This is a genomic window from Microcoleus sp. S36b_A4, assembly GCF_036700645.1.
Lineage (GTDB): Bacteria > Cyanobacteriota > Cyanobacteriia > Cyanobacteriales > Microcoleaceae > Microcoleus.
The window spans coordinates 1-25,195 of the sequence record NZ_JAUBPI010000021.1; the positions used below are offsets into that span (position 1 = coordinate 1).

Below are 25,195 nucleotides of genomic sequence, written 5' to 3' on the forward strand. Positions count from 1 at the left end.
GGGGTAAAAAGGCGATCGTTCCTTGTAGTGCAAGGGTTTGTGAGATTTGAACATTCCCCCTACTGGGGGAACTTCAGATTAAAGATTTCATAAACAATAAGTGATCAATAGTTTTTGGGGAACAATTATTCGTAAAAATTCTGAGGAGTCGATCGCTCCTTAAAACACAGTCTATCAATTTAAAAATTGCAAAAACAAAAACTAGGTAAACAATCGCTAAACTTTTACGTAAATTTGATGTAGCAGCAGATTGTGATGTCAGCCCCACATATATATGTAGAGCAGACACTTCCCACGTTGCCCCGATAGCGATCGAGTATAAAACAGATTTCGCATTAGCCAGCCTGCGGACTCACTTCATTTTAGTGGATTTTTTTTCATTAGACCAACTATTTTTGTAAGTAAAAGCTCTTTCAACTATGATGAATCCACTTACTCTCAAGCAACTTTTTCCGGTAGATTCCCTGAACAGAGTCTCAAAATTAAAGCTACGGATAAATGGTTGGTACTCTACAGCTTGTCTGCAATAGTATGGGTCTGTAATCAGTTTTTTATCACTCAAACCGAAGCTGTTTTAACACCAGATAGCTAAGAACAGAGCGAGCAGTAAAGCCTTGCCCGGAAACGGCAGAAGCTGTTTTTTTCTCTGCAAGAATTGCAGGTTTAGCCCAGGGCGTCACGTAGGAAAGACGCCACCTTTGAAAAAGTTGGCAGCATCCACATTCTAAAATCGAAATGCGCCTACCTGCGCCCGAATGATAATTGCCGTGATATTGTCGTGACCGTTGCGTTTGTTACCGAGTTCAATCAACTGGGTAACTCCCTGGTCGAGATCAGCTTGGGGATTGAACAGGGGTTCGAGAGTGTTCTGCCAGTGACTTTCCAACAAATCATTATCTGTCAGGCCGTCGGAAGCCAAAATTAATAAGGTATCTTCGCACAAGTCTAAAAACTGCACGTCAGGCTTGAGAAAATTACTGTCTCGCGGGCCGAGGGCTTGAGTTAGTTGATAGGCGTCGGGACGAGCATAAGCAGTTTCCGGGTCAACTCCGCGCTTAATTTCGCGCTGCCCGACTTCGTGGTCTGAGGTGATTTTTTCTAGGGTTTGTCCCTTTCTCAGTCGGTAGAGGCGGCTGTCGCCGACGTGGGCAACGGCGAAGTGGGTGTCTTGAACTAAGACTGCGACTAGAGTTGTGCCCATGCGGGCGCTGCCGGAGCGTCCGTCCTTTTGATTGATTTCAAAGATGGCTTTGTTGGCTAGCAGCACTCCCTCGCGAATGGTGTCTGCCGGAGGTAGTTGATTTTCCCAACGGGTTTGAAAGAATTCTCTGAGGGTTTCAGCCGCTAGTTGGCTGGCTACTTCTCCGCTGTCGTGTCCGCCCATGCCGTCGCAGAGAATGTAAAGCCCTTTGGTTTGAAAAATGCGACCGAAGGAGCTTTCGAGTTTGTTGAGCTGAGTCCAGATGCTGAAGAAGTCTTCGTTGTGGTCGCGCGTGCGGCCAACATCGGTGAGACCTGCGTCTTCTAAGCTGTAAATCTGAAGTGGCATGGGCTGGGTTAAGACCTCGCCCACCTCGGGGGGCGACTCGTCGGGACTGCGGTAATGCCTGTGTGTCGGGGTTGAGCTTGGTGAAGGTGCGGGCTGGAGTTCGAGGGGAACTGTTTCTAGGCGCGATCGCAATTCTTCGATTGTGTTAATCTCGCCTCTGTACATTTGTTGCAGCAGTTCGAGCAAGGCGCCAAACTGAGTGCGATGATCGGACTGGCTAAATATCACCTGCCACAATTGCCCCAAATCTACCAATTGCAGGTTTGAGCCGGCGGGTTCGGGATAGAGGTATTGCAGCCGCAAAGAAGCCAAGGAAAAGGAAGAGTCGGGGTTGACTCGCAAATTTGTCAGTTCCAACAAGCTTTGCCGACAGCGCCAGGGTTCTAGGGCAGCCCACAGTTCTGTCATTTCGTGCAGCCAGTATAAAATTTGCTGGATGGAAGTTTCGGGCTGATTCCACCGTTCTACCAGCAGCGGCCATTGGGAGCAGTCTTCTAGGAGCAGGACTGCCTGTTCGTTGTCTGACCAGCTATCGTGAATGACTGGCAGGTTTTGAGAGAATTGCCACCGGAGTGCCAGGTAAGGTTCAGCTATGCCTTGGCAAAGCTCTGCTAAGGCGGGATTGGTTGAATTTTCTCCGCCTTTGATTGCTGCGGTATAGGGGGATGTTCGTCTGGCGACGCTGGCAGAGTTGGCTGCTAGCATGGCTTTGAGGGGTGACATTTCCAGCGGCTGACAGTCCAATACTGTTACGGCTACTGTGTCTGAGCGTTTTCTCGGCGGCACGGTTTCTAGGAGTTGGTAGCGCTGCTGAGTGTCTAAATAAGCTCCGGCTGGCTGGGAAGGGATTAAATATTCTGAATTGGGGACGGGGAATTCTGGAGATGGAGGGGAGATGTCAGCTATGTTTGGGCTGTCGGGGTTCTCGGTTGTTTCGTGGATTTGTTGAGGCTGTGGTGCGGTTGTAAAATGCTGCTCAGATGGGGTTATTTCGCGCTCTGGTGCTGTAGTAGAGCTTTTTTCTGTTGTTTGAAAGGATTCTGGTGCGATCGCCCCCACGGCTACCACAGCGTCTATTTCTGCGCTGCTGAATTCGGCGGCTTCGGTCTGTGGAGAAGTTGGTGCGACTGCTGTTTGGGGTTCGGGTGGGGTGGTGATTTCCGTTTTAATGGCGTCTGTGATTGGTTCAGGAGAGTTTTGGGGCGATGCGATTTCTGGAACCATCTCTGGTTTTTGCGGAAACTCGGCTGGGGGTAGGGTTGACTCGTCTGGCTCGACTGCTGGAAAATTCGATCGACCGCAGATAATGGCCCGCCACACTTGACCTGTTGCGACGCCACAATTCTGACATTCTTTGGCGCTAAAAGCGACTTGGGCACCGCATTCGTGGCAAGGTTTGTAAATTAGGGAATTTCCGCACTGTTGACAAAACTTGTTTGGATTGGGATTTTCAAATTGGCAGCGGGGACACAGAAGCATAGGGGTTTTAAATGAGAGATGGGCGAGCGAGTTTGGCGGTGGGGAGTTTTGGGTTTTGGGCTGTGAGTTAGGAGTTATGAGTTTTGGGCCTGACTCGCAACGGATAACTCGCATTGCCCTATGCCTTATTTTATCGGGATGAATTCAGAACTAAGATATTTCTTAGAACTGAGATGTTGCCTCCGTGTCAGGAATAGACCTCTTAAGCGAGACCGACAAAAATTTCTCTCGCTTCAGGAGACCAAAAGCCAGCCCCACCAGTGGTAACAGCGTGTGTAACCCATAAGCAAAGTTATCTCATGAGTGGAACGGGCCGGAGATTCCGTTCTTAACAATGGTGCAATATCTCAGTTAGAAGGGAATTGCTATAGAATCTTCTTGGAAAACGGTTTCTCGCGCGATCGACAAAATGGTCGAAAGGGGTACTTCACAGAAATATTTCCGCCGGAATTGTTCTTCGGAGACGGCTGCTAGGAATTGCGATGCAAAACGGGCAGCAATCGGGGAATTTGGCACTGAGAATTGAAGGGATTGGCTATCTAATAAGGGTTTGGGGATTTGATCGGGCGCGTCTTGACGCTGTGCGGTTTCGGGTTGTCTGGTGATGTGGAAAGCTCGATCGCGATAATTGATTTTAAAACCGAGATATGTTAGGGTTTTGAACCCTAGTTGCAGCGATGTGTCGCTGATACCTAGTTTTTGGCGGAGTTGTTGTCTGGTGACGGGTTTGTTGGTGCGGCTGAGGTATTTGGCGATGCCGATTAGCTGTTGGCAGATTTGCTGTGGGGGTACGAGTGGAGGTAAAGTATAGGCGATCGCGAGTTTTTTCTGAGTGTGCTGTGCTTGCCGAAACCAGATCCGCAGTTCGTCCCAGCTTGCGGGGCATTCTTCGAGGACGATCGAGTTTTCGCGATCGACCTTTTCGGAATTGTAAACTAGATTGTCGATCGGCATTGGAGATTCTAAGTTTGTGCTAGCAGCTAACAACTCTTCATCGTTATTTCTATTGCGCCAGTCTACGATCCAATCTATTTTAGTCTGAGAATTTATTTGGCTGTCTTCCGTGCGTTCCCGTAGTGCTACGAGGCGCACTTCATACCGCGATTTGTAAGTATTAAAATCTAGTTCAACCGTAACATCGCAGCGGCCTTGGGGAACTTCGTTTTGATTGTGTCCCCACCAAATGCCGGGAAATCCCGTATCGGTAGATTCATCCCTAATTGTAAATTCTGTTTTAATATATTCTATTTTTTGCCCTTTCAAATCCTTAATTTTTTGATTCCAGAGATTGTCAAACCAGCAGTTTTCAATCAGCAATTTGGGTGCGGGGTTGCCCATACCGCACGGTTCGAGCAATTTTAGTTCTTGAAATAAGTCTTTGCCTAATTCGGAGACAGTAATTTTTAGGTCTGCTTCAACGGGGGCGGCTGTTAAACTATCGGTGCTGTACTGTTGCCGCAGTTGCTGATTTACCGCATCGGTAAAGAGAGGGATATTTTCAACTGCGAGACTTAATCCGGCGGCGAAGGGATGACCACCAAATCTGTGCAATAAATGCGCTTGGTCTTTGACTAATTGGTAAAGGTCAATTTGATTGGCGGAACGGGCGGAACCCCTGGCAATTTTGGATGGGGAAAGTGTTGGTGATTCTGAATCTAATAAGGATGTAAATTGCGTTTCCGGGGAATTTTTATTAATTTGTTCACTTCCTTCTGTGCTGAATAAAATCACGGGCCGGCCATATTCTTGGGCGATTTGTCCCGCTACTAATCCTAATACTCCTACGGGCCATTGAGGGTCGCTGAGGACGATGACGCTAGTAGTTGAGAGGTCGAGTTTGGCTAGTTTGGTGGCGGCATCTTTGGCAACATCTTTTTGTAAAGATTTGCGCCGGGAGTTGGCAATTTCGGTTAAATTTGCTAGTTCTTCGCAGCGTTTTTTGTCGCGGCTGGTGAGGAGTTCTACGCAGAAGCTGGCGTCACCTTGAATGCGGCTGACGGCGTTGATTCGGGGGCCGAGTCCGAAGGAAATGTCGGTTGGGCGATCGCCCGATCTTTTGCACAGTTCGAGCAATTTTGCAACTCCCGGCCGGGTGGGATTTGCGAGTTGTTTTTGCAGTTGTTCGATTCCGAGTTGTGCTAGGTAGCGACTGTCTCCTGTAAGTTGGACTAAATCGGCAATTAAGCCGATCGCTACTAATTCTAATAAATCTGCGATCGGGCGCTGCGGAATATCCGGTAATGTGTGATATAGTGCTTCAACTAATTTGTAAGCTACTCCAACTCCTGAAAGGTTAAATAATTGGTGGTTTGGGGGGAAGTAGCGGGGATTGATAATGGCTGTAGCTGGCGGGCGAGCTTCAGGTAATGTATGATGGTCGGTGACAATTGTATCGATGTTTAAGCTGGTGGCGTATTCGATTTCGGCGATGTTTGTACTGCCCGTATCGCAGGTAATAATTAAGCTAATTCCCGCTTTTGCTAAGGCATCTATTCCTGGGATATTGAGTCCGTGAGATTCGGTTAAGCGGTTGGGAATGTAATAAGTTAGTTGGTCGTTTTGAGCAAAAAATTCTCCCAGTCCGTCCCAAAGTACGGAGGTTGAGGTAATGCCGTCGGCGTCGAAATCTCCCCAAATAGCGACTTTTTCGCCGCTGTTTCGTGCTTGCTGGATTCTTTCTATCGCCCAGTTCATTTCTAGCCCGAATTCAAAGGGACTTGCTGGTTGGTAAAGTTGGGGATTTAAGAAACCGGGTATTTGTTCGGGGTTGTGAATTCCTCTATACCACAGAAGTGTAGCGGCATAGTTTCCGGGTAGTTCGGGTGCATGGTTTCTGACAGCTTGGAGCAGCCAATCTGGGGGTTCGGATAGGGGTTGAGTTGGTAATTTTTGAAGTAGTTCTGTCATTCGATTTTAGATTTTAGATTTTAGATTTTAGATTGTGACCACAGATGAATCTAGGGGCTTGTTTGTATGTTAAATAAAACTTAAACCGAGTAACTGGTAACTGGTTTTCAGGCAGAGCCTGGGAACCCATTTCCAGAGGCTCTGCCTCACTTACGATCGGGAAAATTGGAGGCAGAGCCTAGTAACGAGTAAAATATGGGGGCTTGTTTATATATTAAATAAATATTTCGTCGATTATAGCAAGATTTGGTAGCCAATCTGTGGGAGTTTCTGCGAGAATATCTGCTGAGGGAGTTTTTGTGTCTGTTGTGCGGTTGCAGCGAGTGGCAAATTGACAGGAATCGCAAAGATTGGAACTAATTTCTACTTGGGGTAAGAATTCGCCGCCTTCGGTATAGCGCTGTCGCCAGTCGGTTAGCTGCTGTAATAGGTGGGTTAAATCTTGTTTGGTGCGATCGTGTTCTGTTTGGTTGTAATAAAACGTGAGTTTTTGCGGCGGTTCTTCTCCTTGCAATTGTACGAACCAGTATGTCATAGAAACTTGTTCGGGGGAATAGTCGCTGGTTTCTACTAAGACGTATAAATAGAGGCGAGTTTGCCAACTTTCGGCTATCCATTTTGATTTTTGAGGGCGGGGATAGGTTTTCCAGTCGAGAATTTGGGCGGCGTTTGGTTCGGCTATTAGCAAGTCATAGATAACGGTGAATAGGTAGTCTTGGAAAATTAGGGTGCGGGGGTGTTCGGCTTGGCGGAAAATTCTATCGCTATTTTCTGAATTGGCGAAAAGTTCGGGTGCTGTGTTGATAAATGCTGCTACACAGCGTCCCAATTCGGGGTCTTGTTGGATGATAAATTCAATGGGAAGTCCGAGTTCTCGCTGCTGCATTAATAGGTGAAAGTGGCTTCCCCATGTGAGTTTTTCTTTGTGTTCTGGGGATGCGGTGGTGGCGAGTAGTTCGAGGTAGCTGTGTTGGAATTTGCGGGGGCATTCTTCGAGAATTTTGAGTTGGGTTTGGGAGAGTCGGAGCATTTTTTTATGATTTTAGATTTTATATTTTTTGGGCTGGTAAGCGAGGCTATTAATCTTTTTTTGACCGCAGATTGAGGCAGATGGACGGAGATGGACGCCGATAATTTTGATCGCGTTTTTAGAGGAGAGTACGCGCGAGCGTAGCTATCCCGTAGGGAATCGCACTTTTTTCCAAGTGCGATCGCTTATCCTTCACCCCAAGCACTTAAAAACTCGACTTGATTGTACATTTCCTCTGCGGATTTACTAGCTATAATTTTTAGCAAGCGACGCAATTGTTCCCCAACTGAATAATTCTGCTGTCCCAAGATTATCCTCATATGTTCTTCCCCTTGCGTGCTAAAATTAGTATGCAATCGATAAAAATCCCTAGTATTAAAACTATAGGTTACTCGATGATTTTCATGAGCCCAATACAAAATTTCTTCATCGCTGCGAGACAGCATTCCTATTTCTGCCACAGAAATAACATCAACACTCCGCAGGCGTAGAGCATCTAGCAGAGCCGAATTCATCGCATCTTCGTCTAGCAGCAGTAGAATAATGCTCATGAATTTGTCTTGAGGTTTTTGTAGTGTAACTCTGCTAACTGTTCGTAAGCTTCTTGTTCCTCAGCTAAATCTGTATCAATCTCTTCTCGATTAGCATGATAATACGTTAAAGCTGCATAAACTTGTGCGATCGATAAGTGAGTCATCAGCCTAGCAATTTCTTCCGCACTGTTACCCTGCTTGTACAAAACGGCGATGCGGCGGACAGAAGTACCAGTTTCAGCAATAATCGGACGGCCGCCTCGAAGGTTGGGATTGCGGATAATTAAAGTCCCGATGTCTACTACAGTTGTTGTCATACATTTTCTCAAGTCACTTAACTTGATTATATAGATTTCTTCTAAAAATGTGTAACTGTTTATGCCCTTGAGGGTTCTATTTAAGCGATAATTGCGTACAAGATTTAGAAGCATTAAGGGCGATTGCCTACGGGATAGCTACGCTCGATCGCACTTTTCGCCCACTTCTCTACAACTTCCCAATTTGTTGAGCAAACCACATCGCCGCCGTCCCATTTCCCTCACCCAAAAGTTTCAAAGTATCCGACAGCAAAGCAATTGGCAATCCCTCAAGCGCACCGGAAATTTCGCATTCTTGATATTTCCCGTTTTCCTGCAAGCGAAATGCCAAAACTCTCTCGCCCTTAATATCTACTACCCAATACTCAGGAATTCCCAAAGCAGCATACAACCGCTTTTTTTCATCTAAATCGCTGGCCAAAGTAGTATCGGCTATCTCCCCGACTAAATCGGGAACTTGCGACTGATTCAGATTAATTCGGCGGGGTTCCCCTTTTTGCCATTGGTGGAAATCTCCGCCGATGTATAAAACTTTATCTGGGGCACCCGCTCCCACTTTAGGTTTCTCAATTACACAACCGCTGAGAGAATCAAAAGTTTGTCCTATTTTGGTAGTAAACCACACGAAAAATATGATAGTAAACAGATCGTTAAATCTGGCGTGCTGAGGCCCTTCATTACCCATGTCTATCCAAAGATATCCTTCATAAAAAAATATTCTGGCTTTCTCCAAAGATGGATCTTCGCAGGCTGCTACATAATCTTCCCATGTCGCGGCTTGCCATTGGGGAATTTCTCCCACTTGAGACACGATGAATTTGGCAGTTGTAGAAGTCATGATTTAAAAGCAAATTGAGGATAAAATTATCCTAACTTAGGTTGATATTTATCTGTCGTGGTAATTGGTATTTGTCAATTTTTATAGCCCCCCTTTTTTAAGGGGGGGATCAGATCCTTGTGCTTATCGAATTGCTGTGGGCGCCGCAATTGGTACTTCTAAGTCTGGTTGCAAGTCAAAGACTACGACAAGCGTTGTTTGAGGCATCAGTTGACGCAGACACAGCAAGTGTCCGTCAGCATCCGATCGACTGCGAAATCGCCCCACAATCGCCCGCTGCATACTGGGCATGAGTTTGGCGATCGCCCAAGGGTAAAGGCGTTTTTGGTACGCGATCGCACTAGGATTCGCTGCGAATCCCTGTTGATAACCGTTTTGTGGCATAATCGTGTTGTATTCGTAAGGAGTACACAAAAGGCGTTAGTAAGTTTCTTGGCGGGAATGTACTAACGCCTTTTCCATTAAAATTCAAGCACATATCACAAGAATTGTCAATTGTCAATTCTTAACGCTAAGTTTTAACGGTTATCCTATCTGAAGCTTGTATCGGCTATGGATTTGAGGGTTTTAGTAAGTGTTGAATCGTTTGCAGAAGTGATATATTTTTGATTTTTAACCGCAGATGAACGCGGATAAACGCGGATGAAAGAAAGATAAATTGAGAATGAGTTAAGGGGCGATCGCACTTAATCACACATCACAAAATCACTCTTTTGTCAAGACAAAAACACTGTCTTTATTCCCCCGTCCAATCCGCAAATCTTTATCCAAATAAGTGATATCAAGCCATCCCTGCTGTTCGCGAGTATCCAGCCCGAAATCTACAGCCGCGAACTTTTTCCCCGACTCAATCTCATCGATAAACTTCCCCGGAAATTCATAGCCAATCAACCTGCTTAAACCTACTATAGACCGCTCAAACTTCACCTGCACTCGCCGTTCGGAAGTTGGCTCAAATCTCGCTGCTACACTGACAATTCCTTCCAAATAAGGCAAGCCATAAAGTTCGCCAATGTTGTAAATTTTAGATTCTTTGACGCGGATAGATTGATAAATTTGACCCAATTTTACCAAGGGAAAACTGTCGAGATTCAGCAGTTCGCGGCTGGTGGTATACAATAACCGCCAATCACCATTTAAAAGCTCTCCGGCTTCGACAGGGCGTGATGTGGGGTTGTAATCTTCCAATTGGGCGATCGCACTTAAAATTGCTTGTTTGTCGCTGGGAGTCGCCAGCAAACCGCGATTCTTACCAGCAATTATCTCTAAGAGTGCAGATTTTCTCAGCATATATTTTTTTAGGAAGAGGGATGAAGAAGGAAAAAATATTCTTGAGTTCGCGTTCAATATTATTTATAAATTACGCGACAAGTCGTTTTTAGCGCGCTTATTATTGGGTTTGTCTGTGTCCAGTGTGCACCCTACATTGATTAATGACTAATAACTAAGATACCAAATTTCACCAGATAGAGCATCGTCCGATATAGGTATGCTAATTCTTGCTCGTTTTTAACGTAGCGTCGGATAACTTCCCCCACGCTGATCGCACCTTCCTGCTTAATTGTATCCAATATCTCCATCTGAATGTTAACAGATATTCTCCTATCTTCACCAAAACTGGTAAACCTAATTGTCTGTACCTGCTTTAAAAGTTCTGGTGTGGCGATCGCCCCCAGACTCAGTATCATCTCATTGCTTAAACTTCTAGTCGCATAATTACCCAATACCCGAAACGGATCGTCGCCTAGGGGATAAGGCGGCTTCCCAGGTTTTAAAGGTGCGGACTCCGATGCCCCCTGGCGAATTTCTGCTAATTCCCGCCACAATTGTTCGTAAGCAGCAATTACTACTTTCCAATCATAAATTTCCCTCGCCCTTTGTCTGGCATTTTCCCCCATCCGCTTTCTCACTTCTGGGTTTTCAATTAATTGGCACAACGCGCGGGTGCAAGCATCAATGTCAACTGCTGTGGCGAGGGAGGTGTGACCCATGTAAGTCGGCCAATTTAAGCTGCCGTCAAGATAATTTAAGGCTAAATCTAAACAAGATTCCGGGGGCGGGATGAGTGTGGGAATGCGGAAGCCGTCTATTTCGTGGCGTACAGATTCTTTGTATCCGTTCCAATCTGAGACTATGGCCGGGAGTCCGTTCGCCATAGCTTCAATTGGCGTCAGTCCGAAGGATTCTTGAATGTTGTCGGACAGCGAAATGAAAATGTCGGCCGCCGACCAAATATTTATTCTAATTTCCGGCTGTCTCCCATCTAAAAAAATAGCATTCACGGAGGGACAAAATATTTGTGCGCTATTTTTAAAGTCGGGTTTTTCTCTCGGATCTTCTATCCAACCGGCTTGAATTAAGTGGATTTTGGCTTTTGTCTGTTGTGCGGCCCTTTCTAGGGCGATGTACATGGGTACCGGATGAGCTTTTGCAGAAAAAGTCAATCGACCGACAAATAACACAACTATATCTTCGGGAGAAATGCCGAGTTCTTGCCGTATTTGGTGGCGACTATTAACTGCTTCCACACCCTGCGGAAACGCGCTGCAATCGACTCCGAGGGGAATAACGGGGAATTTGACCAAAATTTCCGGTTTACCGCCGTTGCGCTGGGCTAAATATTCAGACCACTCCGTCATAACTCCTTCTACTGCTGTTTTCACGGCTGCAGAGGTGCAGATCAGGGCGTCCCAAGGCTGCATGGGTGCGGTTATCAAATCGCCGATCGCCTCCATGATGTATTGTGTACCGATCGTGTGAGTAACGCCACAAACGCTGTAGGCCCGCTGATCGACAAATCTGCGCGCCCACACCATCTGCGACAGAACCGGATCGGGTCGGTAAATTGTGCCCGGTTGAGATAGCAAATCCGGTCGTTCTATCGGAATCCAGCGAACTTTCCGAGGTTTTTGCAGCCAAGGTTGGATGTGCGAACAAAACTCCTTAAAGGTTGTTTCGCTATCGGCGCAACAGTAGAGAGAGTCGGCGGTTCCGTGTTGGACTAAGCTTTTGAGAAACCCTTCTCCGGCTGAATGACGCCCCAGAAGTTTTTTGCCTCCGGTGTGGTAGCCCTCTTTGTTGTATAAAACCGCTGCCGTTATATCCATTCTGAGATTTATTGCTTGAGAGTTGACTGAAAAAGCCAGAGGGCATTCGGGCTCAGGCTTTGATGAAAATCCAGGAGACTGTTGTGAATCAAACCCTTGCCGTTAGGGAAACTTGCACAATAGGATCGCCTCGTGTCCCGCGATATCTTAAAGACGATCGTCTCAGATTACAATGCTTACGGCTAAAGAAGGATTGGCAAGAGCGGATTTTAGTGTTATCCTCATGCCCATGCTTGGGGGCGATCGCCTTTTGGGTCTCCCATCTTATCCGATCCGGAACCAAACAGTGCCTGTGGTATAATGCTTTAGCCTTGCTAAATGCCCGATTTGCAAGTGCTTGATCAAATTAGTAGTTCGTCGGCAAAACGTTACTTCACTCGATCGCGTCTTTGTCTTTAAAAACCGATAATCATGTACAACCCATCTCTGCGTCAAATTCCTCGCCACTTACCTGCGGATGTAATTCCATTAAAACAGCAATCTTCTCTTTTAGACTGGTTGGAATCTAACAACCGCCTGTTAGCAAGGGATGTCCAAGAACCCGACTATCTGCACGAAGAAGAAATTTCTGAACTGATGGCAGTTGACGACAGTCCTTACGATGATTTAGAAGAGGAAGTAGAAGAGGATGTGAGTGTAGGCGAAGAATAACGGGTAGAAGGGTGAAGAAATCAACCGGAAACAGGGAAGAAAAACTCAGAGATTTCTCAATCTCCTGTATCGCACCCTATTCCCCCATTGTCAATTGCTTATTCTCAAATAGTGTGTGGTGAGGAGTGTTATGGATAACTTTTTGGATGAGAAAATCCCTTTTAGTCTGCCTTTCAAACTTACAGGAAAGAATTTATTCCTGCTGCTGGGTTTGGGGCTCGGCACTTTAGCGATCGGTTTAGATGTAGTAGCGGATAGATTTTTGAATTTACCTGCATCGCTATTTATGCCGCTCGTTGTTTGTGCTTTAGTTGCGTCGGGGTTGGGCTATGCAGTTGTACCCGTACTCCAGCAACTAAAAGCAGGACAAATAATTCGCGAAGACGGCCCCCAAGCCCATTTAAAAAAAGCGGGAACGCCGACAATGGGAGGCATCTTTTTTATACCTGCGGGGGTAGCAGTCGCTTTACTTTGGTCTAAGTTTAACTCAGATGTTGTTGCCGTATCGGCTTTAACTTTAGCTTACGGTTTCATTGGCTGGATTGATGACTGGCAAATTCTGCGACGTAAGTCGAACAAAGGTATTTCACCTCGGATGAAATTGGCTTTGCAAATAAGTTTTGCTGCTCTATTTTGTCTGTGGCTTATGTTTCATCAACCTGCAATTTCTACGAATGTTGCTTTGCCTTTCGGTTGGGTATTGCCATTAGGTTTGCTGTTCTGGCCGCTGGCCGCTTTTGTGCTAGTTGCCGAAAGCAATGCTACTAATCTTACCGATGGTGTTGACGGGTTGATGGGAGGTTTGGGGGCGATCGCACTTTTGGGACTAGGTGCATCTGTAGCCTCAACTTCGCCAGAATTAATGATTTTTTGCGCTTGCATCAGTGGCAGTTGTTTCGGTTTCTTAGCACACAACCGCAATCCAGCCAAGGTGTTTATGGGTGATACAGGTGCTTTAGCTTTGGGCGGTGCGTTGGGTGCGGTAGCTTTATTAACAAATAGCCTTTGGATATTATTAATTATCAGCGGGATTTTCTTTGTAGAAACGCTGTCAGTAATTGCTCAAGTAGGTTATTACAAAGCTACAAAAGGGCCTGATGGCATCGGCAAGCGTCTATTAAGAATGGCTCCACTGCACCATCATCTAGAGTTGTGTGGCTGGTTGGAAACTCAGGTTGTTGGCATTTTTTATTTAACTAACGGGGCGTTAGTGTTAATGATTCTGATGTTAACTAGCAACATTTGAGAAGAGATTGCGTGACGGATTGCACAGGGGATGTAAGAGATATTTTCTACTATTTCATAGAAACAGGCAAGATGCCTGTTCCACAATAACTGAATGCAGTTGTGGAACAGGCATCTTGCCTGTTTAAGGCTCGGAAGTTATAATTTTGAGAATTGATATCCTCAGTTAATGCAATGGAAATTAGTAACACTTTTTAATTATTTGAATAACCGCGAAGAGGGTTCTAGGACAAAGGAAGAACTACATTTGCTTATTTATCTTCCTTAGCGCCTTCGCGGTTCGTTTAATCTTACTCAATATTAGTTATGCTATCGTTTACGGTTGTTTCTGAATGACTAAAACGTTTTTACCGGAGGTTTCGGTGGTTGTGCCTGTTTACAACGGCGAGAGGGATTTGCCGGAGTTGATCGAGTGCCTGCGATCGCAAACTTATCCGCCACACAGAGTAGAATATCTTTTAGTAGACAACAACAGCCGCGATCGCACTTCAGCAATTCTCGAAACAGCAGCCTCTAACCCCCCCTCAGTCCCCCCTTTGGTAGGGGGAGGAAGCAATTTCAATCCAATAACCATTCGCCACCTCAGTGAAAATCAGATTCAAAGTTCCTACGCCGCCCGCAATCAAGGAATTCGCGCATCCACAGGCGAAATCATTGTATTTACCGATGCAGACTGTCGCCCGGAATCTGACTGGCTGGAAAATTTAGTTAAACCCTTTGTTGACTTAGAAGTAGGAATTAGCGCTGGGGAAATACTCGCATTGCCCGGTAAAACTATCTTAGAACAACACGCCGAGCGCCAAAATACTTTATCTCAAAAACATACACTCGCTCACCCTTTTTGTCCCTACGGCCAAACCGCCAACTTAGCTGTACGGAGGCTCGTTTTACAACAAATAGGATTATTTCGCCCTCACCTCACCAGTGGCGGCGATGCTGACTTGTGTTGGCGGATTTTGCGGGAAACATCCTATCAATTACATTTTGCTCAAAATGCGATCGTCCGACACCGCCACCGTTCTACAATAAAACAGTTGCAAAGTCAATGGTATCGGTACGGCGAATCTAATAAATATTTGCACGAACTCCACGGTGTCGATTTGATGCGAGAATTCACAACAGGCGAATATTTTTACCGGCTGGCTAGGTGGCTGTTAAAGGAATTTCCGGTTGCGGCGGCAAAAAGTGCGCTCGGCTCTTCGGAGCTGGTAGACTTATTCAATACGCCGATCGGTTTTTTGAATGTTAGGGCAAGGGCGATGGGGCAGCGCCAAGCCAAACTGCCAGAATCAGCTTGGGACATTGAGCGGTTTTAATCGGCTTTAATATTTTAGAGCAATAAATCATTGTTCGATCGCACTTGCGATCGACAAATATTCGTTTGTACACAATCCGCCCCTATATATACCTATAAGTAGAGTTTATCGGTACCGATAAATATGCTGAATCAGAAATACGATAATTTAACGCAATACTTAATATAAAATTAATAAGTCTATTCTTTCCCCCTAGTCTCAAAACAACGAGTAACTCGAATTCTGACGCCAAAATAGCCTCTAATTCTGCCTTCTGGCTTTTCAGTGCTGTCGTCAGCGCGATCGTAATTATTCTCAGAATTTTAAATTTTTGTAACCTTTACAGGTAATGCCAATGGCTCAAATCTTACTCCAGACGGTTTGGTTTATACCTTGCTATCCACTCATCGGTGGAGTTCTGTCGATGCTGTGGTTTCCGGCAATTACCCGTCGCACGGGGCCAAGACCATCCGGTTACGTGAACGCCATCTTAACCTTGTTCGCTTTCTTACACGGCGTCATCGCCCTCACAGCTATTTGGAACCAACCAGCGCAACACCAGTTCATTCCCTGGCTGAATGTAGCAGGTTTAGACTTAACCATTCCCGTTGAAATCTCTGCTGTCACCGTCGGGGCGACAGTTTTAATTACCGGACTGAACTTGCTAGCGCAGATTTATGCTTTCGGTTATATGGAAATGGACTGGGGCTGGGCTCGGTTGTTTTCCTTGATGGGGCTGTTTGAAGCGGGGATGTGCGGCTTGGTACTGTGCAATTCTCTCTTCTTCAGTTACATGATTTTGGAAGTTCTGACTTTGGGTACTTACCTGCTAGTCGGGCTGTGGTTCAATCAGTCTTTGGTGGTGACAGGAGCCCGCGACGCTTTCTTAACCAAGCGGGTGGGAGATTTATTCCTGCTGATGGGAGTAGTCGCAATTCTGCCGCTGGCTGGAACTTGGAATTTTGACGAGTTGGCTGTTTGGGCTCAGACTGCAAAGCTTGACCCTACTGTAGCGACGCTGTTGAGCTTAGCTTTGATTGCCGGGCCGATGGGTAAGTGCGCTCAGTTTCCCTTGCACCTGTGGCTGGATGAGGCGATGGAAGGCCCGCTGCCGGCGACAATTTTGCGGAACACCGTAGTTGTGGAAACTGGTGCTTGGATTTTGATTAAGTTGCAGCCAGTGATTGCTTTGTCGCCGATCGGACTGAAGACAACTATTATTGTAGGCGCTGCGACGGCGGTTGGTGCTTCATTAATTGCGATCGCCCAAATTGACATCAAGCGCACGCTTTCCTATATAGTCAGCTCTTACATGGGCTTAGTATTTATCGCCGTCGGCACCGGACAAGCCCAGACAGCCCTGACATTAATATTTGCCTACAGCTTGGCAATGGGTTTGCTGGTGATGAGCATCGGTTCGGTAGTCTGGAACAGCATCACTCAGGATGTCCGCTCTCTCGGCGGTTTGTGGGGAAAGCGGCCAATATCGGCCATATCGTTTATTGTCGGTAGCGCTGGATTAGTAGGACTGCCGCCCTTCGGCTGCTTCTGGGCTTTAGAAGACTTCACATCCGGGCTTTCAGAAACTCACCCTTTCTTGTTAGGAATAGTGCTGTTTGTAAACGGCGTCACTGCTTTTGGCTTGGTGCGCGTCTTTGGTTTAGTTTTTGGCGGCCAACCAAAGCAAATGACCGAACGCTCGCCGGAAGTTCACTGGCCTTTTATCTTGCCGATGACTGTTTTAATGGGCTTTACTTTGCACGTTCCGCACTTGCTGGCTGCGTGGCATTTATTGCCAGGGGCAAGTTTGAATTATACCGCCACTGGAGTGCTAGTTTTGTCAACGGCGATCGGCATCGGTGCCGGAGCATTTGTTTACCTGAACGAAAAATGGGAAAAACCGGTGCGAATTGGTTCTCAAGCCCTGCAAGACTTTTTTGCTTACGACTTTTACACTGCCAAACTTTACCGGGTGACAGTGATATTTGCAGTCGGTCTAGTTGCTCAAGTTATCTCTTGGGTCGATCGCAATATTGTTGACGGATTCGTGAACTTAATCGGTTTTGCAACGGTTTTTGGCGGGCAAAGCCTCAAATACAACGTTAACGGTCAAACTCAGTTTTACGCCTTGACAATTCTGTTCGGAGTGGCAGTTTTGGGACTGCTCATAAGCTGGCCACTTCTAGCTCGCTTGTCGCTGATTGTGGGCGGGTAAAGAAATATAAGCTTGAAGATTTTAGGTGACAGTTTTCATCTAAAATCTTAAAAACATGAAGTCTTGAACAAAGATTTCAAACTCGTTCAAATAAGGCAGCATAAATGAATTCAGACCACAGACAATTCAATCTTTCCCGGCGCAATTCCCTCAAATTTGTCGCAGGTGCTATTGGTACAGGGATACTTGCAGTAGGAGCAGGCGCTGATTTCGCTGCACCTGAACCAGCAATTGCTCAAACTGACTTGACTCCCGACACAGCTCTGAAACAGTTAATGGACGGCAACCAGCGGTTTGTTGACAGCAAACGCCAAAACCCCCACCAAGACTTTGGGCGCCTCACCGAAGTTGCCAAATCTCAAAAACCATTTGCTGCTATTCTCGGCTGTGCAGATTCCCGCTTTCCTTCGGAAATTATCTTTGATCAAGGATTGGGAGATTTATTTGTCTGTCGTGTGGCCGGAAATGTTGTTACTCCAGAAGAAACTGGCAGCCTAGAATTTGGCACCCTGGTATTGGGAGCAAAAGTGCTTGTGGTAATCGGGCATAAACGTTGCGGTGCGGTAGACGCAACCATTAAAGGAGCTCAAGTTCCCGGCCAGATTGGCAGTTTGCTCGATGCGATTAAGCCTGCTGTAGAAAGCTCGAAAAACCAAACGGGCGACAAGCTAGAAAATGCTTCAAAAGCCAATGTTGTGCTCCAAGCTAACAAGTTGAAAGCCTCTCCAGTTATCTCTAAGTTAATTGCGGAGAATAAACTGAAAGTTGTTGGTGGGTATTACGATTTAGACACGGGTCGAGTCACTATTCTTTCTGAGTCGTGATGAAAACTGGGATTGATAATTGGCAAAAGTTTAACATCTAAACTCTCAAATTATCAAAGACAAGAGGCTGCAAAATAGATTGTTCACTCTTCACTCTTCACTTCACACATTATGCTTAGTGCCTTGCTCTGGTTGCCCGCGTTGGGCGCTGCGGTAGTCGGGTTCCTGCCCGGAAATATCAATGGAATGCGTCTGCGTTCAATAGCCTCGGCTTTTGCGGCAGCTATTTTCATTTTGAATATCTGGCTGTTGACTCAATTCGATCCAGCCAATTCGGGACTGCAATTTCAAGAATATTTGCCTTGGATTCCACAATTAGGTTTGAGCTACAACTTGGGCATTGACGGCTTGTCGTTGCCGCTGCTGGTTTTAAGCGCTTTGCTGACGCTATTAGTCATTTACGGCACCGGCGAAAAGATGGAGCGCCCCCAGCTTTACTATGCTTTGATTTTGCTGATCAATGCTGGTATTGCCGGAGCTTTGATGTCTCAAAATTTGCTGCTGTTTGTACTGTTTTACGAAGTAGAATTAATTCCTTTTTACCTGTTGATTGCGATTTGGGGCGGAAAGCAGCGGGAATACGCTGCCATGAAGTTTTTGATCTACACGGCAGTTTCGGGACTTTTAGTGCTGGCAGCATTTTTAGGTGTGGCTTGGCTGAGTGGGTCTTTAAATTTCGATTACAGTGCGATTACCACTCAAGAATTGCCGAGAAATTTGCAGTTAATCCTGCTAACAATTTTGCTAATTGGGTTGGGAATTAAAATTCCCTTGGTGCCGCTGCACACTTGGCTACCGGATGCTTACGTCGAAGCTTCGCCAGCAACAGCAATTTTGCTGGGAGGGATTCTGGCGAAGTTGGGAACTTACGGTTTAGTACGGTTCGGCTTACAGATGTTTCCCGAAACTTGGTCGATTATAGCTCCGGTTTTAGCGATTATTGGGACTGTGAGCGTGATGTACGGGGCTTTGAGCGCGATCGCCCAAAAAGACATCAAGCGCATGGTAGCCTATAGTTCGATCGGGCATATGGGCTACATCCTCGTTGCCTGCGCCGCGGGTACGAAGCTGGCATTAATCGGTGCAGTCGGGCAAATGGTAAGCCACGGCTTAATTTTAGCTTTGCTATTTTATTTGGTAGGCATCATCGAAACCAAAGTTGGCACGCGGGATTTGGACGTACTTAACGGTTTGATGAACCCGATGCGGGGTTTACCCACTGCCAGTTCCCTGTTAGTTTTGGGTGGCATGGCAAGCGCCGGAATTCCGGGTTTGGTGGGTTTTATTGCCGAATTTTTAGTGTTTCAAGGCAGTTTCTCGATCTTTCCAATTCCCACTTTACTCTGCATTTTAGCATCGGGTTTAACAGCAGTTTACTTTGTGATTCTGCTCAACCGCACCTGTTTTGGGAAGTTGGACAATGCCACGGCTTACTACCCTCCAGTTACGTTTGCTGAAAATATGCCGGCGCTGGTTTTGGCGGGCATCATTTTTGTGTTGGGAATTCAACCTGCTTGGCTGCTCAAGTGGAGCGAATCTACTACAAATGCGATCGTTGCTACTCTGCCGGCTGACAGAAATACCCAAGTTGCTATTAGCTATCCCCTAGAGCACTTGGATATGGAAATCGCGTCTACACAAACGAAGTCCGCCTCGGCAGACTAAGCATCTACTTGTTTCCAGGCTCTGCCTGGAAACGCAGATCCAGAGGCTCTGCCTCCAATTGTCCGGCTTGCCGGCCTGGATATCGTTTCCTAAGCAGAGCCGGAAAACCAGTTAAAGAATCGCAGCTTTTTGCAATAATTCAAAATATTTAGATTCACTCAATCAAAGGAAGAAACAATGGTACAAACCCCTAATAAACCAGCAACAAAACTACCTCCTTCTAAACACGAATTTGCCGAAGTAATTCACAGGCTAGAAGCAGGCGGTGCGATGATTCCAGATACGCCGGAAAATCTGATGCAAATCATCGCTATTTGGAAAGCTTACGCGGTGCCGATGGACTTTTACTGGCGGGACTTGCTTTACATCGCCGAACGGGTATTTTTACACCCGCTTCCTTTCTTTAAATACTTTTTACCCCAAGAGTATTTAGATTTACAAAATCACTATGCAGGTGACGGTGCAGATTTGCGGATTTGGCGCGGGACTGGCAGCGTTCACCCGGAACTCTTGGAGTTCATGGAGAAGGGTGAAACTGGTAAACTCCCGCGGCTGTTTCACCATTTGTGGCACGATCGCATTAACATGGAATTTGCGGAAGAGTGCATGAGGTCAATGCTTTGGCACCGGGGCTTGTACGTGCCCACCAATCAATTCGATCCTTATTTGGACAGTGACGAATATAAGGCTAATGCCGATCGGGCAATTAAAGCTTACTTCAAAAAAGACCCGTTCATGCTGGCACTTCACAAAGCATTTCCCGAAATGTTTTTAGAACAGTGCCGCCAAATGTCTTATTACAGCAATCTCGGTTTATTCTGGGAAGTCATGGCGCCGGTGTTTTTTGAGGTTTCCGACTTGTACGACGAAGGGAAAGTTACCACAGTCCCACAGGCGATGGATTTCCTAGTAAATGGCATATTTGCGATCGCCGGACGCCCGATTTACCACCACGTTCAAATCGACGGCGAAACCTACGAAATCATCCCCAAATCTAAGGGTTTTACTTGGCTTTATGAAGCAGCGTTACCTTACGTGGAAGCTGTATTTTATCGCACTTCACCGTTCCGAGGAACCAAATCTTACAATGCTCAAGCTAAGGAAGTTCCTGACGACCAAAAAGACTTCCACTACGGAGTTTTGTATGCAGACAAATTCCCGGTAGGTACGGCGGGGATTCCGCCGACTTTGCTAGCACAAGATATGCTGCATTTCCTGCCGCCTTATTTGAGGGATTTCTACAAACAGCGCTGTCGCGGCGAAGATGATATTCTCAATCAAATTGGAGTGACATTTCAGCGATCGATGTACTGCGTTACTTCGGCAGTGTTTCAAGCGTTGCGGACGGCTCTTTTGTATCCTTTGGATGACCCCAATCCGAAGCATTTGAAGGCAAATAGGGCATTCTTTGAGGCTCAGCTTGATCGCTTCTGTCGCCCGGAATACGGTATGAAATATGCTGCGAAGCTCAAGAATATTCAGACTTCGGATTATAGGTAGTCATCGCGCATTGGGAATGGGGCATCGGGCATCGGGAATTTGTTATTGCAAAAACTCCTAAGCTGTTGGGCATTTAAAAGACGATAGTAGGGTGAGTCAGTACAGAAGTGTTTCCCGCATCCTTCGCGTAAGTGTTCACTCTTGACGCACCCTACAAGCCTCGTTAGTGGTTTAAATGCGTGACAGCTTAATGATTACCGATTACTAGGCCCCATCCGATTTTAGATTAAAATTACCAGTTGATCGAAAATCTAAAATGTAAAATTGTCCAAGATCCAATGCCCGATGCCCTATGCCCTATGCCCCTCCCCCAATAACTATGGACAGCAAAGATTTAGCCAAATATATCGAAGCAAAGGACGGGATTTCCAAACCTTGGCTGTTGGTGCAACTGCGGCTGAAAAAATTGCAAGAAAGGCGATCGGAGATTTCTGCTGAAGAGTATATGACAGAACTTACTGACCTTCACAAAGATTTAATGAATCTGGGGGAATGGTGGCTGGGAATCGAAGATGAAGTGTTTTAAAATTTAATTGAAAGTTCAAGTAGGATTAAGTTGATCGCACTTTAAAATTTCTCCATCAAATCTTTTTCTTGGGTATAGACATCTCGTAGCTGTTGCAGCGCGGCCCCAGAAATGACCGATTTAACAGTAGCTACCAATTGGCCCCACTCTAGCAAGCTGTCAACTGAAACAGCTTTTTTGAACTTGTACGTGTAGAATTTAGTCCAAAATGCTGGTGCTTGCTTGCTTTTCCAGCGTTTGTACCATCTGCCAAAATCTTGAAGTGCGATCGGCTGTACTTGTAAAATAGGAGGAAAATCGGCGTAGCTAACAAAGCGGCTGATGCATTTAGCGTGTACGTACACCATGTAGTGACAGCATTCTATGCGGTAAATCTCCTCCGCTGAGATATTGAACAGGAGTGCAACTGTTTCTTCGGTAACGAATCTCGCCAGCGGATGCAGGATTGGCGATTTGTGAATTATTCTCGATTCTGCGATCGTTCGCGATTTTGCTGGAGTTTCTGATATCATGGCTAGTACACCTCTGGATATGGTTAGTAGACTTCTGGATATGGCAAATGCACTTTTTGATAGAAAGAAATAATCTGTCCAGATTAGGTTTTACAGACGATCGCTCTTTAGTTTTCCAGGCCGGAGGGCGGTCGGCTTTTTAGATGAATTTATTTTAAGGTGTTATAGCACCCATTGTCAAGCATGGGTTTAGTAAGAATTAAAGTCAGAGAACTAGCTGCAGAGAAAGGTTGGACATTCAAGGAAGTTTCAGAACGTTCTGGGGTAATGTACAACACTGTCAAGCATTATGCCCGTTGTCCAGGGCTGACAACGGTTGACTTTACTTTGCTGCGGAAGTTAGCTCGCACTTTTGATGTGATGATTGAGGATTTGGTTGAGGTTTTAGAGGAATAGTCGATCAGCCTTAAGTTGTCTAGACCGGAGGGCGATAGCTTTTTCAGATGCAATTATCTTAAAACGGAACTGCATTTTTTATCAAAAATGGGTTTAGTTAGAGTAAAAGTGCGAGAGTTAGCGGCCGAGAGGGGCTGGACATTCAAGGAGGTGGCTGAGCGATCGGGCGTGATCTACAGCACCATAACCAGCTATGCTCGTCGTTCAGAAATATCAATGGTTGACTTTACCGCCCTGTACAAGTTAGCGCGGGCTTTTGATGTCATGATTGAGGACTTGGTGGAGATTATTGAGGAATAGGTCGATCGGCATTAAGTTGTCCAGACCGGGGGCGATCGCTTTTTTCTATTTTTTACACTATAGCATGATTAACTGTAGTAAGTCAAACATTATTGCACTTAATCGGATTGAGGATGGTAACATCAAGGAAAGTTGTTATTAATAGTTGATTATTATTCGTGGCTAAAACTAATACTGCGATCGCGGTCAGTTCCGTGATCAAGGAAGTCATTCAAAAACAAGCGCTAGCGACCAGACTAACTCAGAAAGAAGTAGTGTATTTGGGAATGCTGGCAATTGATGCACTCGATAAGGAAAGCCGCCAAGAGTTGGCGGACAAGGTGCATCAAATGCAGATGAATGGGGAGATTTGAAGAGATAAGGGCGATCGCACTTCTCAAAATTTCAAGAACTGGCGAGCTTAGCTTTTTGATTGCTTGTATGCTCTTAGCCAATTTAAGCCCCGCTTAGCACCGAGTTTTTTCTGCATATCTTCCAGAGAACTGTAAACACGCTTATCACGGATCAGCTTTGCGTATCCATCTTTAACTCCAGGGATTGAGGTAAGGTCAGATTTTGGATTGTTAATAAAATCCAAGAAATCTGTAACATCTTGAGGCTCAACAACTCTTTCGTTCAGCTTTGACTGCAAAACAGCTTGTTCAATAGCCTTTTCTGCTTCTGGTTGTTTGGCTGCAATCACAAACACCCACAGCCTGACTAGATTAGCTGCCTTAGCTGCTTCATAGATGGGTAAACCAGTTAACAAATGGTAGTGATCTTCTTCATCGGTGAGACAAACAATCGGCAGAGACAGGTTAAAGTTCCAATCTGTTAGAGATTGCGAAACTTTTTTGATGATTGAGGTTGAAGTGCCTGAATTTTCTCTAGCAATTTCTATCTGATTTAAGACTACAAAAGAAGGTTGGCTCTCAATTTTTTTGTAAAAGTTGACCATGTTACTTACTGCTATTCCTTTCTAAGTGATCTATTTGCTTGACGATTTGTTTTGTCAAATTTGAAAATTGTGTTGCTACACTACTCGCTCCTCTATTCTGCTCAGCAAATAAAGAAAGAGGTTTGCGCTCATGAGAAGCTTGACCAACAGCGGTAGCTCGCTTTATCTCTGGAAGAAGAGGGATATCTTTAAATACCTTAGAAACTAAAGATTTTATAGTAGTGTGTAGATTGACATTTTCAACCATCATAGGAATTATTCCTAAGATATTTCCTCTCCTACCGTTGGTATCGTCGTGAATCTCTTCTGCATTTTTTATGGGTCTCCTAATTGCATATACTGAGAAATACTCCATTTGCGAAGGTATAATGATATACTGAGCAGCAAGGAGACCGTTCTGACTAACAGCAGTCAAGCTAGGTGGCGTATCAATAATTACATAATCATATTCTTTTGATAAACCCGTTTTTCTCAGGGCATTATCGAGCTTTTTATTGCAATATAAACCCAAGCTTAAGATGCTACTATCGGTTGTTTGGTAGCTGCTTGGGAGAACATCTATTTTACCGTTGGCCTGATTATGGAGGCTTAATATTTTATTCAAAGCTGAAGGTTGAATATATTCATTAGGTTTAAATCCAGGCTGATCGTATTCTTTGAGAAAATTTATCAATTCTTTTCGTTCCTTCAAAGAATCTAAGATTTGCACGAACTCTTTCAAAGTTGTAGCCTTATCTAACTCATCAGCTTTATTAACTCCCAAAGATAGACTAGCATTGGCTTGCTCATCCAAGTCAACAACTAAAACTCTATTACCTATTTTGGCTAATTCATAAGCGATGTTAACAACTAACGTGGTTTTGCCAACTCCACCCTTAGCTGTGTAAATTGCAATTGTACGCATTTTAACTGTATCCAAAAAAATTCTAACGAAATTTGCTACTGGTTGAACTTGTTCTGGGTTTTCTATATTGTGCTTACACTTTAGAGTTGCGAGTCCTTGTGTATATTCGTAAATCTCCACTAAAAACGGATCGATCAGTATCCCAAATCTTGTATTAGAGTATTTGAGATACGTTTGTAACTGAATGCGAGCTGCCGCATCAAGTCTAGTTTTAGCCGTCTTAATTTCAACCAGAAAGTTAATATACCGACTCAAGTCTTCTACTAAGAAATCAACCTCTTTTTGAGTCCAAACTATCTGACTATGGGCAGTCAGTTTAGGTACTTTAACCTTAAACTCTGGAATCCAGTGAGAATAACTACTCTTGCGAGGCAAACCCGCCATCTCTAGCATTGTCTGAACCAGATGCAGAGACACATAAGCCTCATTATTCCAGTCAGAAGACAGTTGAACCATGTTGAAGAC

At 45.4% G+C, this 25,195-nt stretch carries 23 protein-coding genes; 11 read left to right on the forward strand and 12 right to left on the reverse strand.

The window, feature by feature from the left end; translation table 11 throughout:
* Nucleotides 1-724: 724 nt before the first annotated feature.
* The 9 genes from QUA03_RS09045 to QUA03_RS09085 all read right to left on the reverse strand — a co-directional run bounded on the left by QUA03_RS09045 (nucleotide 725) and on the right by QUA03_RS09085 (nucleotide 11,760).
* Nucleotides 725-3,028 (reverse strand): serine/threonine phosphatase, encoded by a 2,304-nt coding sequence (locus tag QUA03_RS09045; protein WP_333211420.1) that lies wholly within the window; start codon nucleotides 3,026-3,028, stop codon nucleotides 725-727.
* A gap of 351 nt (nucleotides 3,029-3,379) precedes the next feature.
* Entirely contained in the window at nucleotides 3,380-5,935 is a 2,556-nt protein-coding gene (locus QUA03_RS09050) for a DHH family phosphoesterase (protein ID WP_333211421.1), read from the reverse strand.
* A 214-nt stretch (nucleotides 5,936-6,149) separates the two neighbouring features.
* Entirely contained in the window at nucleotides 6,150-6,965 is an 816-nt protein-coding gene (locus QUA03_RS09055; RefSeq protein ID WP_333211423.1) for a PD-(D/E)XK nuclease family protein, read from the reverse strand.
* Between the two features lie 185 nt (nucleotides 6,966-7,150).
* Nucleotides 7,151-7,516, reverse strand: a complete 366-nt coding sequence (locus QUA03_RS09060) for a DUF5615 family PIN-like protein (RefSeq protein ID WP_333211425.1) — start codon at nucleotides 7,514-7,516, stop codon at nucleotides 7,151-7,153.
* The gene (locus QUA03_RS09065; protein WP_333211427.1) at nucleotides 7,513-7,815 is read right to left on the reverse strand and encodes a DUF433 domain-containing protein; all 303 of its coding nucleotides are present in this window, start codon (nucleotides 7,813-7,815) and stop codon (nucleotides 7,513-7,515) included. The genes QUA03_RS09060 and QUA03_RS09065 overlap by 4 nt, the downstream gene beginning before the upstream one ends.
* 169 nt (nucleotides 7,816-7,984) lie before the next feature.
* Nucleotides 7,985-8,653 (reverse strand): Uma2 family endonuclease, encoded by a 669-nt coding sequence (locus QUA03_RS09070; protein WP_333211428.1) that lies wholly within the window; start codon nucleotides 8,651-8,653, stop codon nucleotides 7,985-7,987.
* Nucleotides 8,654-8,776: 123 nt separating this feature from the next.
* A complete protein-coding gene (locus QUA03_RS09075; protein ID WP_333211430.1) occupies nucleotides 8,777-9,037 on the reverse strand; it encodes a hypothetical protein in 261 nt (86 codons plus the stop codon).
* Between the two features lie 321 nt (nucleotides 9,038-9,358).
* Nucleotides 9,359-9,943, reverse strand: coding sequence for a PAP/fibrillin family protein (locus tag QUA03_RS09080; RefSeq protein WP_333211432.1), 585 nt, complete (start codon nucleotides 9,941-9,943; stop codon nucleotides 9,359-9,361).
* Between the two features lie 140 nt (nucleotides 9,944-10,083).
* A complete protein-coding gene (locus QUA03_RS09085) occupies nucleotides 10,084-11,760 on the reverse strand; it encodes a glycosyltransferase family 4 protein (protein WP_333211434.1) in 1,677 nt (558 codons plus the stop codon).
* 411 nt (nucleotides 11,761-12,171) lie between these two features.
* On the opposite strand from QUA03_RS09085, the gene QUA03_RS09090 reads away from it, so the two are divergent.
* The 8 genes from QUA03_RS09090 (at nucleotide 12,172) to QUA03_RS09125 (ending at nucleotide 21,681) form a co-directional block, all read left to right on the forward strand.
* On the forward strand, nucleotides 12,172-12,411 hold the full coding sequence (locus tag QUA03_RS09090; protein WP_006631296.1) for a DUF3134 domain-containing protein: 240 nt from the start codon (nucleotides 12,172-12,174) through the stop codon (nucleotides 12,409-12,411).
* Nucleotides 12,412-12,541: 130 nt separating this feature from the next.
* A complete protein-coding gene (mraY, locus tag QUA03_RS09095) occupies nucleotides 12,542-13,657 on the forward strand; it encodes a phospho-N-acetylmuramoyl-pentapeptide-transferase (RefSeq protein WP_333211436.1) in 1,116 nt (371 codons plus the stop codon).
* Nucleotides 13,658-13,988: 331 nt separating this feature from the next.
* Nucleotides 13,989-14,972 carry a glycosyltransferase gene (locus tag QUA03_RS09100; RefSeq protein WP_333211438.1) on the forward strand — a complete coding sequence of 328 codons (984 nt, stop codon included), beginning with the start codon at nucleotides 13,989-13,991 and terminating at the stop codon, nucleotides 14,970-14,972.
* A gap of 334 nt (nucleotides 14,973-15,306) precedes the next feature.
* Nucleotides 15,307-17,166: an NAD(P)H-quinone oxidoreductase subunit F gene (locus QUA03_RS09105; RefSeq protein WP_333211440.1), complete on the forward strand. Its 1,860-nt coding sequence runs from the start codon at nucleotides 15,307-15,309 to the stop codon at nucleotides 17,164-17,166.
* A gap of 104 nt (nucleotides 17,167-17,270) precedes the next feature.
* Entirely contained in the window at nucleotides 17,271-17,990 is a 720-nt protein-coding gene (locus QUA03_RS09110) for a carbonic anhydrase (RefSeq protein WP_333211442.1), read from the forward strand.
* A gap of 111 nt (nucleotides 17,991-18,101) precedes the next feature.
* Complete coding sequence (locus QUA03_RS09115) at nucleotides 18,102-19,655, forward strand: NADH-quinone oxidoreductase subunit M (protein WP_333211444.1); 1,554 nt, start codon at nucleotides 18,102-18,104, stop codon at nucleotides 19,653-19,655.
* Nucleotides 19,656-19,832: 177 nt separating this feature from the next.
* On the forward strand, nucleotides 19,833-21,155 hold the full coding sequence (locus tag QUA03_RS09120) for a CO2 hydration protein (RefSeq protein ID WP_333211445.1): 1,323 nt from the start codon (nucleotides 19,833-19,835) through the stop codon (nucleotides 21,153-21,155).
* Nucleotides 21,156-21,474: 319 nt separating this feature from the next.
* Entirely contained in the window at nucleotides 21,475-21,681 is a 207-nt protein-coding gene (locus QUA03_RS09125) for a hypothetical protein (RefSeq protein ID WP_172190588.1), read from the forward strand.
* Nucleotides 21,682-21,722: 41 nt separating this feature from the next.
* On the opposite strand, the gene QUA03_RS09130 is transcribed toward QUA03_RS09125, so the two are convergent.
* On the reverse strand, nucleotides 21,723-22,193 hold the full coding sequence (locus tag QUA03_RS09130; protein WP_333211447.1) for a hypothetical protein: 471 nt from the start codon (nucleotides 22,191-22,193) through the stop codon (nucleotides 21,723-21,725).
* Between the two features lie 183 nt (nucleotides 22,194-22,376).
* On the opposite strand from QUA03_RS09130, the gene QUA03_RS09135 reads away from it, so the two are divergent.
* The 3 genes from QUA03_RS09135 (at nucleotide 22,377) to QUA03_RS09145 (ending at nucleotide 23,242) form a co-directional block, all read left to right on the forward strand.
* Nucleotides 22,377-22,589, forward strand: a complete 213-nt coding sequence (locus QUA03_RS09135; RefSeq protein WP_242717445.1) for a helix-turn-helix domain-containing protein — start codon at nucleotides 22,377-22,379, stop codon at nucleotides 22,587-22,589.
* 87 nt (nucleotides 22,590-22,676) lie between these two features.
* The gene (locus tag QUA03_RS09140) at nucleotides 22,677-22,889 is read left to right on the forward strand and encodes a helix-turn-helix domain-containing protein (RefSeq protein ID WP_006631308.1); all 213 of its coding nucleotides are present in this window, start codon (nucleotides 22,677-22,679) and stop codon (nucleotides 22,887-22,889) included.
* A gap of 158 nt (nucleotides 22,890-23,047) precedes the next feature.
* On the forward strand, nucleotides 23,048-23,242 hold the full coding sequence (locus QUA03_RS09145; RefSeq protein WP_333211449.1) for a hypothetical protein: 195 nt from the start codon (nucleotides 23,048-23,050) through the stop codon (nucleotides 23,240-23,242).
* Nucleotides 23,243-23,289: 47 nt separating this feature from the next.
* Here QUA03_RS09145 and QUA03_RS09150 read toward each other — a convergent pair whose 3' ends face one another.
* The gene (locus QUA03_RS09150) at nucleotides 23,290-23,826 is read right to left on the reverse strand and encodes a hypothetical protein (RefSeq protein WP_333211451.1); all 537 of its coding nucleotides are present in this window, start codon (nucleotides 23,824-23,826) and stop codon (nucleotides 23,290-23,292) included.
* Between the two features lies 1 nt (nucleotide 23,827).
* Complete coding sequence (locus tag QUA03_RS09155) at nucleotides 23,828-25,186, reverse strand: AAA family ATPase (protein ID WP_333211452.1); 1,359 nt, start codon at nucleotides 25,184-25,186, stop codon at nucleotides 23,828-23,830.
* Nucleotides 25,187-25,195 lie beyond the last annotated feature (9 nt).